A 13,902-nucleotide genomic window follows, 5' to 3' on the forward strand; every position below is an offset into this window, starting at 1 on the left:
CAAGGCGGTCGCCAAGCTGGTCAAGGACCGGGATGCGCTGCTGACCTTCTACGACTATCCGGCGGAACAGTGGAAACACATCCGAACGTCAAACCCGATCGAAAGCACTTTCGCCACGGTCCGGCACCGCACGAAACGCACCAAAGGATGCCTCAGCCGCAAGACCGGGCTGGCCATGGCCTTCAAGCTGATGATGTCAGCGCAGAAGAAATGGCGCAAACTCGACGGACAGAACCGCCTGCCCGAGATCATCCAGGGGGTTGAGTTCCGCGATGGGATCCGCCAACTTCAAACTGCCGCCTGATCAGGCATCACCAACTTTTGCCCATATCTCGTCGCCGAAACCCTTGCGCGGTATGATGATATTTTATTCCTTGGACGCGGGCAGATGTATCCTATGGCTTTAGAAGCCGCACTGAAGCTTAAAGAGATCAGCTATATCCATGCTGAGGCCTATGCTGCAGGCGAACTCAAGCATGGCCCGATAGCCATGATCGATAAGGAATTGCCGGTCGTGGTGATGGCGCCGCGCGATGCTCTGTTTGATAAGACAATCTCAAACATGCAAGAGGTCATGGCGCGCGGCGGGCAAATCATTTTGCTGTCAGACAAGGCAGGACTGCAAGAAGCCGGAGATGTGCAGCACACAATCGCGCTCCCCGCCGTCTCATCCTTTATCGCGCCATTTGTCTATGCCATCCCAGCCCAGATGCTGGCCTACCACACGGCACTTGCGCGCGGCACAGATGTTGACCAACCGCGCAATCTGGCCAAGTCGGTAACTGTGGAGTAACTGCTTTGCGCAAACGCAAGAAAGCATTCTACTACAACCATGGGATCGCTGAACGTACCGACTGCACCCCGCCATGCGATTTGTCGACGTAATGCTGACGTAAACTGCGACGAGGCATAAACAAGCGAAACGCTCAACATTTAAGTATTTGATATCACGTTATCTTTTGGTTGCGGGGACAGGATTTGAACCTGTGACCTTCAGGTTATGAGCCGAAACCTTAGCGATTCCAATAGCTTATAAAAACCAATGACTTATGCGATAAGCCTTTGATCTCGCGCATTTTCCATTCCGGCACCGCCCGTCATAGACCGGCTTTCAACGTCCCAGACCGCGCCAAACAGGCGTATGCAGGTTGACGTGGCGTTGACATGAATTGCGCGATCATCAATCGCGCGGCGGAGCAGCGTGGCGGAAACCAGCTTCGGAAATGTGTTCCCGAATGCTAGATGGCCCTAGACGCAAATTTGCGACAGCCGACCTTCGCCGCGCGAGTCGCGAACTGGTAACACGCGGACAAAACGGGTGTTGGAGTTGCACAAGCGAACGTCAGCTCCGCTCATTAAACCTAACGCAATCCAGCGCCCGAAAGCGCTGCCATCAGCGCATCCGCTTCTTTCTGAACGGGATACGGGAACATGCGCTTTGAGTGGGCAAGGCTGTACTTGGGCGCGATTTCCTTGATCCTCGCAACGCCCTGCTTTGCGCCCTCGGTATCACCGATTTCCCAATGCGCGCGCACCATTTGGACTCGTGCTGGAACAAAACGCGGGACGCGATCCAGAACGGATTGAAAGTGCGCTATTGCCACTTCCTGCTCCCCTAACAAAAGGTGGCGATGGCCTTGCGGGAATTCCCAACTGGGCGGCAGAAAGCTGTCTTTTGAGAACACTGCCTCCAGAAGCGGCCCGGCGTCTTGCGGTCGCGCAAGGCGGTTCATGGTCTCACCGTAGGCCAGATAGGTCTCGGGGCTTTCTGGGTCGCGCGTCAAGGCAGCGTCAAAGGCAGAAATGGTTTCCTGAGGCCGCCCAAGATACCCCAGCACCCAACCAAGCCGCGCGTATCCGAGTGCTGCGTTGTCGTCCCGCCTGATGGCTTCACGCGCAAGACCCTCCGCTGCATCCAGCGTTGTGTCACTCCCGGGCAATCCAAAAACATAGAGCGTCGTGCGGCAATAGGCCTGCTGCGCGTAGGCGTTGGCAAAATCAGGGTCCAGCTCAGTGGCTTTCACAAAATGCGACAGCGCGTCGACAAAGGCCTGAGGTTCATAGCGAAAATACGCGTAACGGCCTTTCTGGTAGGCATCATAAGCCTGAGAATTGACGGTGCCGCGCCGCTGCCTGGCAGGCCGGGTATGATCCGGCGCAATCACGGCATGTAACCGATCTGCGATCAAATCATGACCCGCCAAAAGGCTTTCCTGAGACAGATCAAAACGTTCCGCCCAGATTTGCTGCTGCCCGTTTCCATTCAGGATGGCTGCGTTCACACGGGTGCGTGGACCACTTTCACGGATGCTGCCATCAATGATGTGTGTAACGCCGTAGATGTCCCCCGGCACCCCATGCCCGAGCGCTTGGGACGTGTTGTAGGACAACACAGTCAACGCATCGTGTCGCGACAGGTCGTGGATCAGATCTTCTGTCAGACCATCGGCAAGATAATCGAGCGCGGCGTCCTCTCCGCTGGATCGGAAGGCGCGGACAAGGACGGTTGGCTTGGGCCCATATGCAGTTTCCGGGGTTCTGGAAATGACGTCCGCAACAAAGCGAAATCCGCGCCCATGGATCGTCTTGACGATACGGTTGTCGCGGTCGGTGTCGTCAAGTGCAATCCGAACAGCTTTGATCGCACCGGAAATCGCCCAGTCACTGATCGCGCGCCCTTGCCAAATTGCCTCAACCAGATCGTCTTTGGACACAACTCGGTCCCTTTGACGGATAAGGAAGATCAAAACACGCAGGCTTTGCGGCTCGATCGCGACCGGGACGTCGGAATGCGTGAGCTCAAAGGTCACTTCATCAAGCGCAAAAGAACCAAAGCTCCAGATTTGTCCATAACTTTGGCTCAAGGAGCATTCCTCCAAAAATCCTCCAGAAACCGCAGTTCATGAAGATTAGACAGTACTTAGTCCAAATGGCATCGGACAATGAACACCTAGGAGAGAAACATGAAAACACTGATTGCACTAGCATTTATCGCAGCAACATCCGCAGGGACCGCCATGGCAGAACGCATTAATGTGGCGAGCAACGCCAATGTCGCAACTTCCGTGGTGCGGTTGACAGACGCCGTCGAAACCGCAGGCGCGCGGGTATTCAACACGATCGACTTTGCTGCTGGCAACGCCTCGGTCGGCAAAGACCTGCGTCCCACAACCATCGTGATATTCGGCAGTCCCAAAATCGGGGCGAGCGCTTTGCAAACAGGTCAAACCATGGCTCTAAACTTGCCACTACGGATTTTGTTCTTTGAAGACGCCAACGGTCAAACCTGGGCGACCTATGATGACCCAACGGCTGTCGCACCGTCCCACGGTCTCGCCGCAGATCACCCGGCCATTCTGGCGATGAAGGGCGCATTGGAGAGATTCTCAGCTGCTGCAGCCGGCGAATAGTAGCGTGCCAAATGGTGAAGCCTTCACGCTTCACCATACCGGCCATTCGAGAGCGCTGCAGCATTCGGAAGTAAGGGCTCTGATCAGTCATTCTCTGCAGCTTGCGTGAATAGCAGCTCTGGGGTTTGGCGTCGGTTCATAACGTGAATGTCAAGTTTACCTGACGTTCCACACCAACGATCATTCCTGCCGCCGCGTCACTCGTAGATTCCTGCTTCGCCCCTATTGATCCCGTTTCCGTCGGATGCGAATTTCCCGCATGAGGCGAGCAGGCCTCAATCAGAATCAAGACAGGACGATTCATTTCGCGCAGAAGTGTTGAAGAAGGCGGTTTTACGCCCTGACCTTTTGCGCCCGGATTTTCCTGTCTTGTCATAAAAACATGGTCAGCAGGGCGCAGGCATGGTCTCTCCTCTGGCCCGATTGAGGAGGGAGTCGCCGTGGCCTTACCACCGCGCGTGTTTTTTTCGCTTTATGAAATCTCAGTCCGCTGGGAGTGTTCCGTCGCCGACATCGCGGGATGGGCATCACAGGGCAAGCTTAAGATCATGACGGGGATCAGCCTTGTCCGCTGTGGCGATGCTATGGTGGCGGGTCCTGTGACCTTGTCGCCGATGGACCTGCTGCCCCTGTTTCGCCGCAGCGGACCCAGCCCGACCGAAGGTATCATGCAACGCATCCTGCCACCCGATGCCTCGAACTGGCTGATCATCACTGACCCACCGGACGGCGTGCCGGTTGCGGTTGCGGATATGCTGATCCGCGCCGAGGAGGTTTTCGGATTCGAGGACGAGCACGACCTGGTTCGCAAGGCCGCCGGGGGTGCGAATGGCGGACAGCCCTATGATTGGGCGGGCATGAACATCGCCCTGATCCGGCGCATCCACGATCAGGGCCTGCCCGCCACACAGGCCGAACTCATCGCGGAGATGCAGGACTGGTTCGCCGATCAGACAGGTGGGGCGAGGATCCCCGACAGCCGCAGCATCCGCAGGCGGATCACGCCGATCTGGCATGAGCTGCGCCGCGAAAACGCCTGACCAGCACAAGGCGGCGTGGGTCACGCGGACTTTTGATCGTCGGATAAGGTTTTGGGCGCGGCATCGGCATCATGCACGATCTTCGGGCGGGGCCGGAGCATGCTGGCCACGGCGTCGACACCGGCGCGCAGGGGCGACTCCATCAAGTGGGCATAGCGCTGGGTCGTCTGCAGCTGGCTGTGGCCCAGCAGCTTGCCGATCATTTCCAGCGAGGAACCACCGCTGACCAGCAAGGAGGCGAAGGTGTGGCGCAGGTCATGGATCCGCACCTCGGGAAGCTTGGCCTCTTTCTGCATGTTGATCCAGAAGCGGCGGATTTCCTTGACCGGCTGGCCCGGCACATCGCCGGGAAAGAGCCACGGATTGCCCTTTGGCACCACCAGCTGGCGCTGGCGCACGATGGCGGCGACCTCGGCCGAGATCGGGATGCGGTGGATTTTGCGCTGCTTCGTGGTGGTGGCGGGCTTTGACCAGCTGCCCAGCTCCAGATTGAACTGCTCAAACCGCGCCTGCCGCACCTCGCCCACCCGGCTGCCGGTCAGCAGGCACATCCGGATTATCCCTGCGCCGCGCTGATCCTCGGCCGCGTCCAGCGCCTCGGCCAGCCGCGCGATCTCGTCTTGCGACAGGAACCGCTCGCGGGAATTCTCCGGCCTTTTCCTGAAGCCGGACGCCGGATTGTCCGTGCGCCAGCCCCAGCTGATGGCAAGCGTGAACATCTTGCGCAGCACCTCACCCGTCCGGTTGGCGCGGATCGGGGTCGGCTTTGACCCCTGCAGCTTGCGCGCCCGGTTGTTCGGCTTGTCCTTGGAAGGCCGCGATCGGCCCCTGGCGATGATGTTCAGCAGTTTCGCCACATCATGCGGCGTGATCTCACTGACCAGCTTGTTGCCCCAATGCGGTGCGACCAGCTTCGTCAGCATCGATCGTTGGTCGGATGCGTTGGTCCTGGCCAGATGCGGCAGATGCTCGTCCATGTAGCGCGCGATCATGTCGTTGATCCTTGGAGCCTCGCGCAATTCACCCCGCGCGCCAAGGGGATCTTGGCCATCGTCAATCTCGCGGCGCAGTTCCTTTGCGCGTTCGCGTGCAGCTGTCACCGTCCATTCCGGCCAGCGCCCGATGGCCATGCGGCGCTGGGCCCCGGCATAGCGATAATCGAGCGCAAACGACCGGTTGCCCGACCTCAGGATGCGGATCGAAAACCCCCGCACCTCGGTGTCGAAAATCTGGTAGTCACGCCCCTTCGCAGGGATCGCCTCCCGCACCGATTTATCGTTCAATCGCAATCTGTTGACCAACTCAGCACGTCCTTTCACCTGTGACACAGGCGTAGATTCGCCCCACAATCAAGCCAAGCACACACACCGGGGTGGCGGGGAGGCGCAGGGTGGCAGCGGATCGCAACACCCGCGCCACCCTTTGTTTTGTTGGGTGTTTTGTTGGGTTTTACGAAAAATCTTGCAAGCGCGGCCCACGCGGTAGGGACGTGCAACGGGTCGCGTAGCGCGCATCGGTGCCAGATTCACCAGAGAGTTTTGTAAATTTCCATTGAAATCAAAGGGTGGCGCGGTTTTGGCAGAGCGATGCCACCCTGCCACCCAACTCAAACTCCGCCTGTGCTGCCGAATGTCGCCGGATGCGGGCCTATGCGGTGCGAACAAGCACAACCGCCCCCGGCGCGGTGCTCGCGGGCACGCCTGTCCGTCCTGCGCCTGAGCTCTCCGACATCGCTCCAAACGCGAAAACCCCAATAAAACAAGGGGTGGCACGCAATGCCAATTCCAGTGCCACCCTGCGCCTTCCCGCCACCCCTTTGCGTCTGCGTCTTTTGGATCCGGAAATCGGCCCGCTTCGGGCGATCAACGGGAGACAAGAGCATGACGGAAACCGGAACCTCCGAGCGATCCGCGCCAGGTGGCGTATTGACCGGCTGGATCAGCCGCCTTGACCTGGCGCTTGAGCTGGATCTGACGGTGGACACGCTGCGCCGCTGGGAGGCGCGACGCTTCGGGCCGCCCTGCGTGCGCGCGGGCCGCAAGGTCTATTACCGCCGTGACGCGGTGCAGGACTGGCTGCAACAGCAGGAACTGCCGAGCCCCCGGCGTGGGGGAGGTCGGCGATGAAGCCGCAGCTTTCCATTCGCAAACACCCTGCGCAGGACGCAGTGCGCGCGGACTGGATCGACGAGCGGCGGCGCGAGGCCCGCGCCGTCGTGGCCGATGTAGCCCACCATTCCGATCATCTGATCCGGCTGGCCTGCACTCTTCTCGTTCAACATGGCGAGACGGAACATGAACGCGAGGACGCCCGCATCCTGCTGGTGGTGGTCGATGCAAGGCATCCCGCGCGGGGCAACCACCGACCGGATCCGGAGGTGGGGTCATGAAGCGGCGCGGCACCCCCGAGGCCGATCTGCAACGCACGGTCGTGCAGGCGCTGCGCGTTGCCCTGCCCAGCACGGCCATCATCCATCACTGCGCCAACGAGGTGACCGAGGCTGGCCCGCGCGGTGCGAAACGGCAGGCCATTTTGGTGGGCATGGGCGTTCATCCGGGCTTTGCCGATCTGATGGTGATCTGCGATGGCCGCGTGCTGTTTCTCGAGTTGAAAGCGCCGAAAGGACGGCTGCGTCCGACGCAGGAGGCCTTCCGCGATGCGGTGCAGGCGCAGGGCTTTGGCTGGGCGCTGGTTCGCAGCCTCGACGATGCGCTGGGCGCGCTGACGGAGCATGGCTTCACCACGCGCATCGCCGCCCCGTCGGGAGGACTGCGCCATGAGCCATGACGCGACCAACTGGGCCATCAAGCAGCGCGGGCTTAAACCCGCAGCGAAGATCGTGCTCTGGCATCTTTGCGACCGGTTCAATCCAGACTATGGCTGCTTTCCCTCGCAGGTGCGGCTGGCACATGATTGCGAAATCAGTCGGGCAACGCTGAACCGCCACCTCGACGGGTTGGAAGCACGCGGTCTCATTCGTCGGATCAGGGTAACAGACTCCAAGACCGGTCAGCAGCGCCCCACCCGCTATCTGCTGGGCTGCGAGCCAGGGTTCACGCCGCGCGGGCCGGGCCAAATCGAGGGGGATTCAACCAATCCCTTCGAGGCAGGAGAGGCTGAAATCCCGTGTCCAGATTTGAGACACGGGTCAATCGACGAAAAAGCGCACATCTGCAGTGACTTGTCGTCCGGCACAGACCCAAAGCCGTGTCTCAGTTCCGGACACGGGCCCGTGTCTCAATTAGACGCAAACCCGTGTCTCAAAAATGACCAATCCCGTGTCTCAAATTGCGACACTAACCTTGTAAGGGAACCCTTAAGTAAACCAGTAAAGGAGGAGGAGGACGCGGCTGCGCGCGATTCCGATTTTGATCGGTTTTTTTCTGAGCTGCTCTCGGCGCTGGGATTTGCCGCCAATGCCACCCTGCCCGCCTGGTGGCAGGGTTGGCCAGCGCGGGCCCATGTACGGCGATGGATCGATGACTTCGGACTCTCCGAGCGCAGGATCATCGAGGTCGCGACTGAGACCCGGAGTGATCATCCCAACCCGCCCGACGGCCCGAAAGCGCTGGATCGTGCTATGGAACGCGCCGCCCAGCGCGATGCGCAGGCGGCTGCCACAAATGTCAGCACCCTGAAATCCAAGCGCAGCCGCAAGGCCCAAGGCACGCCATCGCCCGGCCCGGATGAGCTGGCGGAATTCTATGCGGCCAAGGTCAATTCCGAAGAATATCTGCCCCCCAGCATGATCAGCAACGCCATGTGCGAGGCAATGCTTGCCCGCAGGCTGGTGACAGCGGACAGGCTGCGGCTGCGGGGGGTGCGGTGAATGGCATGGTGTCACGTCCCCGGAACGGATTGTCCCTCTGCGCAGGCGGCGGAGGCCTTGATCTGGGCCTCATGCTCGCCGAGCCCGGCTATCACACCCGCGCGTTCGTTGAGTGGGAGGACTGGCCACGGTCCGTCCTCACCGCCGCCCAGCGCAGCGGATACTTCGCCCCGGCCCCGATCTGGGACGATCTGCGCAGCTTCGATGCCCGGCCCTTCTGTGGGGCCTTCGACATCGTCCTGGCCGGATATCCTTGCCAGCCCTTCAGTGCCGCCGGAAAGCGCGGTGGGGCCGACGACCCCCGCCACCTCTGGCCCGAGGTCGCCCGGGTCATCGCCGAATGCCATCCCACATGGGTCTTCCTCGAAAACGTCCCCGGTCACGTCAGCCTCGGCCTTGAAACCGTGCTGCAAGAGCTTTGGGACATGGGCTACACGCCTGCGGCAGGCCTGTTCAGCGCGGCAGAAGTTGGCGCGCCGCACCAGCGGCTCCGCATCTTCATACTGGCCCACACCGGCGGCCCAGAATTGGAAGGGCAGCAGCCCTGCGAGCATCACGCGGGCCGATGGCAAGTCCCGGATGGATATCCTGCACTACCTGGCGGAACAGGGCTTCACCCGCCCGGCCCCGGCGATCATGCCGCATGGACGGCGGTCCTCGCCGCACGGCCCGATCTCGCGCCCGCTCTGGGCTTCAATGATTGCCTCGCATGGGCGGGTCGTCTCGCGGCGGATCCTGAAGGCCCGGGCGCGGAGGCGGCTCAATCCGCTCTTCGTCGGATGGCTGATGGGCTGGCCCATCGGGCACGCGCTCTGCGCCTGCTCGGAAACGGAGTTCACCCACTGGCAGCAGCACATGCGTGGCGCACTCTCGCAGCTGCCCATGGCCTCGGGCCCGTGGATCTGGCGGCCCGTGGAGGGGTCGGAGCGCCCAGCGCAGATGAACCTGTTTAAAGGATTGCAGCCATGAGCATACAGGGACGGATTGGGCGCGCCGGTGGTGCAAAGGTGAAACGCGCGCTAGGCGTGCAGGCAGCGCTGGAATGGGCGTTTCGGATCGAGAAGGCGCAGTTGGAACTGCCCCCGCCGAAGGATGTGGTGGAAGAAGGCTTTGGCTTCGGCCTTGAATACGTCCTGATGCAGCGCGCCGCGCTGGGCTGCAAGGTCGATGGCGGGCAGCACAAGATGGGCAGTTATACCCATGCCGATGCCGAAGTGATCGCGGCCACCGTTGCCGGGCTCCCCGACAGCCTTGGCGGCATCCGCATGGCCATCCGCGTCGCGGAACTGGCCCGGGCCGGGCTGACCCCCGACTGGATGCCCGGTGTCGTGCCACGCTGCATCCCAGTGGAAACGCGACAAAACCAGCATGGCGTTCGGGCTGTGACGGAAGTAGTGGGCACCGAACGTATACTCTCGCGCGGACGGTGGCGAACAGTGGAGGTTTTGGCCTGTCCGGTCACCTGGCGGCCCCACCCGGAACAGATCGCATCAGCTCGGCGCGGATATGAGGATTGGTGGCAGGCGCTGGGCTGGGTGAGGGATGGGCTGGTTGCGGGTGGAATACTGCGGGATGTCCAGGTGACCGAGGAAATGCCGAGGGTGCGGCCTTGGAAGCGATAGGCTTGTCAGAAAGGGCGGAGAGCGGTCATTAGCTGCGAGTCGCGCGGATGTCAGCTTTTGGGAAGATCAAAAATCTGGCAAAGGCCCAGGTCGTCGTCCAGCGCCGCCATATCAGGGAGCAAGGCTTGGGAAGAGATGCAACAGTTCGGCCTCGGCGGCCGTCAGATGCCTCTTCATCGTTTCGGCGAAGGCGCGAACCAGCGGGTCCGACATTGCGCTGACACCGTGGATCAGACCCAACGGCGTTTTGGGGGCGAAACCTTGCACGGGAAGGGCGCTGATACTCCCTGACCGCACGGCATCGCGCATCATGAACATCGGCAAATACGACAGGTAGTCGGTCGTCTCCAGCAGTGACAGCAAGAGGCTGACTGACGCCGAGGCCACCACCAGTTCGACTCCTTCAACCCCGAACTCGAACAGATCGATCTTCATTTCCGTCGTAATGACACTGTTCAGTGAGTGGCCGATCCAGCCAAACGAAGCCAGGTCATCGGCGGTGATCTCGGACTTTGTCAGCAAGGGGTGACCCGCACGGCAAAACAGAGCCTTCTGGGACAGGATCAGCGTCTCGGTGCGCAGGGATGGCGCATTCAGCGTAGCATTCATGGGACCAAGCGCGAGATCCAGCCGCCGCCGCAGGACCAGGTCCCGGACCTCATCGAAGAAACCCGCAACGAACTCGAACGCCACATCCGGGTGCCGGGCGGTGAAATCGCGCACGACATCGCTGGCAAGCGTTTCCAGGAAGAATGGCGGCGCGCCCAGCCGGATGCGCCCGCGCAGGCCGCGTTGCCGGTCCGAGATGGTCTGTTCCGCCTCCTTCATCGACGCCTGGATCAGGCGCCCTTGCTGCGCCAAGGTTTCCCCCAGAGGCGTCGGCACGACCGGTCTGCGCTGACTGAGCAGGGGCGCGCCCAGCCGCTTTTCCAACAGTCCAATGGTCTTGCTGAGGGCCGGCTGCGTTACGTTCAGCTCATGCGCCGCCTCGGTAAAGCTCGCCTTGTCGACGATCACTGCGAGCTGGACGAGGTGGCGGGGGTCAATCTGCATGTCATTAGGTTATGAATATGTGTCAAAGGATCATTTGCAGAAATAGTTAGCGCCGCTTCATAGTGGGATCAATGCGAAAGGTTGCCTTGATGCCCACTTCTTCTGCCCTCAGACACACGACCGTGGCCGCGCTTGAATGGCTGGCCTTCCTGCTCGGGGCGGTGCTGCTTGGGTTGACAGTCTGGGATGTGGTCGGGCGCTACGGGTTCAATCGGCCGCTCTTCGGCGCCAGTGAGTTGATCCAGTGGATCATGGGCGGCTTTGTGTTCTGTGGGCTCGGGCTTGTCAGCGCGCGCGACGACCATGTGGCGGTCGACCTGATCTCGCCGCGGCTGGCGCGCCGCTATCCGCGGCTGATGGCGGGTGTGATCGGTGTCTTCACCGCCGCGGGCCTCGCGGTAATCGCCTGGCAACTGGCGCATATGGGTCTGGATGCCGCCTTGCGCGGCAAGCAATCGCTGGTGCTGGAAGTCGCCTTGGCGGTGCCGCTGCTCCTTTATGCGCTGCTGTGTGCGCTTGCGACCGTCCTTCACCTGACGGGGCAAGCGCGATGATCGGGCCGGTGATCGTCCTTGTTCTCATTCTCGGGCTTTGTCTTGTCGGGGTGCGGATCGGCTTTGCCACGCTTGTGGTGGCGGGTCTTGCCGTCGCGATGATCCGGGGTCCGGGGGCGGCGATGACCCTGATCGGCCAGGAGGTCGAAGGCATCGCCACCGCCTATCCGCTGTCGGTCGTGCCGCTGTTCCTGCTGATGGGCGTCTTTGTTCACCGGGCAGAGCTTTCGCAGGATCTCTACGATGCGGCCCAGATGGCGTTTGCGAGACTGCGCGGGGTCCTGGCCTACGCGACGATCCTGTCATCGGCGGGCTTTTCCGCCGCCTGCGGGTCCTCCATTGCCACCGCGGCCACCATGGTCCGCGTGGCCCTGCCGTCGATGCGCCGCCACGGATACGGCGACAGGCTGTCGACCGGCACTATCGCGGCTGGCGGCACGCTGGGGATCATGATTCCGCCTTCGGTGCCGCTGATCATCTATGGCAGCATCGCCGAGCAGGATATCGGCCTGTTGTTCATGGCGGGCCTGTTGCCGGGGCTGATCCTGGTCGGGGCCTTCCTGCTGACGGTCCTGCTCTGCCTGGTGCGGGCACCGCTGCCGCACATGCCGCAGGGCGAGGCTTCGCCGGACCGCGCGCAGCGGGCCGGGCGCGCGGCGCTGCCGGTTCTGGCGCTCTTCGCGCTGGTCCTGGGCGGCATATATGGCCGGATCTTCACCCCGACCGAGGCCGCCGGGATCGGCGCCTTCGGGGCCGGCGCGATCGCCGTCGCACGCAGCCGACTGACGACGCTGCGCGACTGGCGAAACTGCTTCTCCGAAACCGCCTCGGTCACCGCGTCGCTTTTCATGATCATCTTCGGGGCCAGCGTCTTTGCCCAATATCTCAACCTGTCCGGCGTGTCCTTCGCCGTGGTCGACATGGTGGCGCGGATGGACTTGGGGCCCACAGGGCTGGTCTGCGCAGTGGCGGTCATCGCCATCGTGATGGGCACGGTATTCGAGGCGGTCGGCATCCTTCTTCTGTTGGTTCCGGTCTTCCTGCCGGCGCTGATCGCGGCCGAGGTCGACCTGATCTGGTTCGGCATCGTCGTGGTGCTCGTGGTCGAGCTTGGGCTGATCACGCCGCCCGTTGGCATGAATGTCTTCGTGGTCAAGGCCAACGCCCCTGACACGGCGCTGTCGACGATCTTTCTGGGCGTCCTGCCCTTCGCCTGTGCGCTTTTGGCGGTGCTTTTGATCGTGATAGCGATCCCGCCGGTCGCAACTTTCCTCCCCGGCCTGATGGGCCGCAACTAAGCTCTTGAAAGGAGAATTCATGAAACATGTCATCCTTACCGCGCTAGCCGCGTCCAGCCTGTTGGCCGCTCCGGCCAATGCCAAGGAGCTCTTGGTCAATTGTTTCTGGCCATCGCAGCATTTCTTCTGCTCCGAAGTCCTCGGGGCCTGGGCCGAGGATGTGGCCGAGGCGACGGAGGGCCGGGTCACGGTCAGCGTGCCGCCGCGCAGCCTTGCCCCGCCGCCCAAGCAGATCGAGTCGATCCGGGGCGGGTTGTTCGATGCGGGCTTCACATTCAACGGGTTTCTCGCGGACGAGATCGCGGGGCCTCTTGTGGCAATGATGCCCTTCACCGGGACCGGCGACGCGCGGGCCTCTTCCCTCGCGCTTTGGCGCACCTACGAGACGCATCTGTCCGGCGTCGACGAATATGACGGGCTGCACCTTTTGTCGGCCTTCGTGGCTCCGGGCGGGGATTTCTATTCGCTGAACGACACACCCATCGAAACGCTCGCCGATGCGACGGATCGCAAGATGTGGGCCCTGCCCGGCGTGACGTCTGCGATCCTGAGCGCCGGGGGCGGCAACGTGGTCTCGGGGCCTGCGGTGCAGATGGCCGAAGTGATCCAGAGCGGCGTGGTGAACGGCTTCGTCGGCATCCCGCCGTGGGACGCGGAGAAGTTCAATGCCCTGCAACACGCCAAGTCGATCACCGTGACCAGGCAAAAGATCTTCACGCCCGCCTTCAGTTTCCTGATCTCCGATGCCGCTTGGGACGGGATCTCGGACGCGGATCAGACCGCGATCATGGCCCTGTCGGGCGCGGCCTTCGCCGAGTCAGCCGGGACGATCTGGACCGGCCTCAACGACGCGAAAATGCAGAGCCTCGACAGCCAGATGCAGGTCATCGACGCAAGCGACGCCTTTGAGGCCGAGTTGCTGGCCGCATCGGGTGGCCCGGTCGCCGGATGGCTGAAACGCATGGAGGCCCTGGGCCTGGACGGTGAAGAGGTACTGGAGTTCTACACGGCGCAGATCGCCGCCGAGCAGGCCACGAACTGACACCTCCGGGCCTGCGGCGCTGCGGTGCCGAGGGCCCGCACACAACGGAGGTGC

The 13,902-nt window shown here is 62.0% G+C and carries 15 protein-coding genes and 2 pseudogenes; 14 read left to right on the top strand and 3 right to left on the bottom strand.

The genetic code is table 11. The features are described 5' to 3' along the window. Window positions 1-304 (top strand): transposase (locus CHB90_RS20810; protein WP_170941133.1); only part of this gene is annotated, 304 nt, incomplete at its 5' end. A 30-nt stretch (window positions 305-334) separates the two neighbouring features. Then, a pseudogene (locus tag CHB90_RS20815) lies at window positions 335-793 on the top strand (SIS domain-containing protein); the annotation flags it as partial. Between the two features lie 568 nt (window positions 794-1,361). Here the strand turns inward: CHB90_RS20815 and CHB90_RS20820 are convergent. Beyond that, entirely contained in the window at window positions 1,362-2,864 is a 1,503-nt protein-coding gene (locus tag CHB90_RS20820) for a winged helix-turn-helix domain-containing tetratricopeptide repeat protein (RefSeq protein WP_170941134.1), read from the bottom strand. Between the two features lie 99 nt (window positions 2,865-2,963). Between CHB90_RS20820 and CHB90_RS20825 the strand changes: the two genes are divergently transcribed. Together CHB90_RS20825 and CHB90_RS20830 are read left to right on the top strand one after the other, a co-directional pair. Then, window positions 2,964-3,410 carry a DUF302 domain-containing protein gene (locus CHB90_RS20825; protein ID WP_089279755.1) on the top strand — a complete coding sequence of 149 codons (447 nt, stop codon included), beginning with the start codon at window positions 2,964-2,966 and terminating at the stop codon, window positions 3,408-3,410. A 440-nt stretch (window positions 3,411-3,850) separates the two neighbouring features. Beyond that, the gene (locus CHB90_RS20830; protein ID WP_089279756.1) at window positions 3,851-4,450 is read left to right on the top strand and encodes a hypothetical protein; all 600 of its coding nucleotides are present in this window, start codon (window positions 3,851-3,853) and stop codon (window positions 4,448-4,450) included. Between the two features lie 20 nt (window positions 4,451-4,470). On the opposite strand, the gene CHB90_RS20835 is transcribed toward CHB90_RS20830, so the two are convergent. After that, the gene (locus CHB90_RS20835) at window positions 4,471-5,751 is read right to left on the bottom strand and encodes a tyrosine-type recombinase/integrase (protein ID WP_089279757.1); all 1,281 of its coding nucleotides are present in this window, start codon (window positions 5,749-5,751) and stop codon (window positions 4,471-4,473) included. Window positions 5,752-6,330: 579 nt separating this feature from the next. Here CHB90_RS20835 and CHB90_RS20840 point away from each other — a divergent pair. The 7 genes and pseudogenes from CHB90_RS20840 (at window position 6,331) to CHB90_RS20865 (ending at window position 9,901) form a co-directional block, all read left to right on the top strand. Further along, window positions 6,331-6,576 (top strand): MerR family transcriptional regulator, encoded by a 246-nt coding sequence (locus tag CHB90_RS20840; protein WP_089279758.1) that lies wholly within the window; start codon window positions 6,331-6,333, stop codon window positions 6,574-6,576. After that, window positions 6,573-6,839: a hypothetical protein gene (locus CHB90_RS20845; protein ID WP_245823321.1), complete on the top strand. Its 267-nt coding sequence runs from the start codon at window positions 6,573-6,575 to the stop codon at window positions 6,837-6,839. Before CHB90_RS20840 ends, CHB90_RS20845 begins: the two co-directional genes overlap by 4 nt. Continuing rightward, complete coding sequence (locus tag CHB90_RS20850) at window positions 6,836-7,237, top strand: VRR-NUC domain-containing protein (protein ID WP_089279759.1); 402 nt, start codon at window positions 6,836-6,838, stop codon at window positions 7,235-7,237. Before CHB90_RS20845 ends, CHB90_RS20850 begins: the two co-directional genes overlap by 4 nt. Then, window positions 7,227-8,279, top strand: coding sequence for a helix-turn-helix domain-containing protein (locus tag CHB90_RS20855; protein WP_089279760.1), 1,053 nt, complete (start codon window positions 7,227-7,229; stop codon window positions 8,277-8,279). The genes CHB90_RS20850 and CHB90_RS20855 overlap by 11 nt, the downstream gene beginning before the upstream one ends. 71 nt (window positions 8,280-8,350) lie before the next feature. Continuing rightward, a pseudogene (locus CHB90_RS27100) lies at window positions 8,351-8,740 on the top strand (DNA cytosine methyltransferase); the annotation flags it as partial. 118 nt (window positions 8,741-8,858) lie between these two features. Continuing rightward, window positions 8,859-9,248, top strand: coding sequence for a hypothetical protein (locus CHB90_RS27105; protein WP_245823323.1), 390 nt, complete (start codon window positions 8,859-8,861; stop codon window positions 9,246-9,248). Then, entirely contained in the window at window positions 9,245-9,901 is a 657-nt protein-coding gene (locus CHB90_RS20865) for a hypothetical protein (protein ID WP_089279762.1), read from the top strand. The genes CHB90_RS27105 and CHB90_RS20865 overlap by 4 nt, the downstream gene beginning before the upstream one ends. A gap of 111 nt (window positions 9,902-10,012) precedes the next feature. On the opposite strand, the gene CHB90_RS20870 is transcribed toward CHB90_RS20865, so the two are convergent. After that, a complete protein-coding gene (locus CHB90_RS20870) occupies window positions 10,013-10,954 on the bottom strand; it encodes a LysR family transcriptional regulator (RefSeq protein ID WP_089279763.1) in 942 nt (313 codons plus the stop codon). A gap of 122 nt (window positions 10,955-11,076) precedes the next feature. On the opposite strand from CHB90_RS20870, the gene CHB90_RS20875 reads away from it, so the two are divergent. From CHB90_RS20875 to CHB90_RS20885, 3 genes are read left to right on the top strand one after another with little or no spacing between them, the layout of a single operon-like run. Next, window positions 11,077-11,508, top strand: coding sequence for a TRAP transporter small permease (locus tag CHB90_RS20875; RefSeq protein ID WP_170941135.1), 432 nt, complete (start codon window positions 11,077-11,079; stop codon window positions 11,506-11,508). Further along, a complete protein-coding gene (locus CHB90_RS20880; RefSeq protein WP_089279765.1) occupies window positions 11,505-12,806 on the top strand; it encodes a TRAP transporter large permease in 1,302 nt (433 codons plus the stop codon). The genes CHB90_RS20875 and CHB90_RS20880 overlap by 4 nt, the downstream gene beginning before the upstream one ends. Before the next feature lie 19 nt (window positions 12,807-12,825). Next, window positions 12,826-13,848: a type 2 periplasmic-binding domain-containing protein gene (locus tag CHB90_RS20885; protein WP_089279766.1), complete on the top strand. Its 1,023-nt coding sequence runs from the start codon at window positions 12,826-12,828 to the stop codon at window positions 13,846-13,848. The last annotated feature ends 54 nt before the right edge of the window (window positions 13,849-13,902 follow it).

The sequence above is a fragment of the Antarctobacter heliothermus genome (assembly GCF_900188425.1).
Taxonomy (GTDB): domain Bacteria; phylum Pseudomonadota; class Alphaproteobacteria; order Rhodobacterales; family Rhodobacteraceae; genus Antarctobacter; species Antarctobacter heliothermus.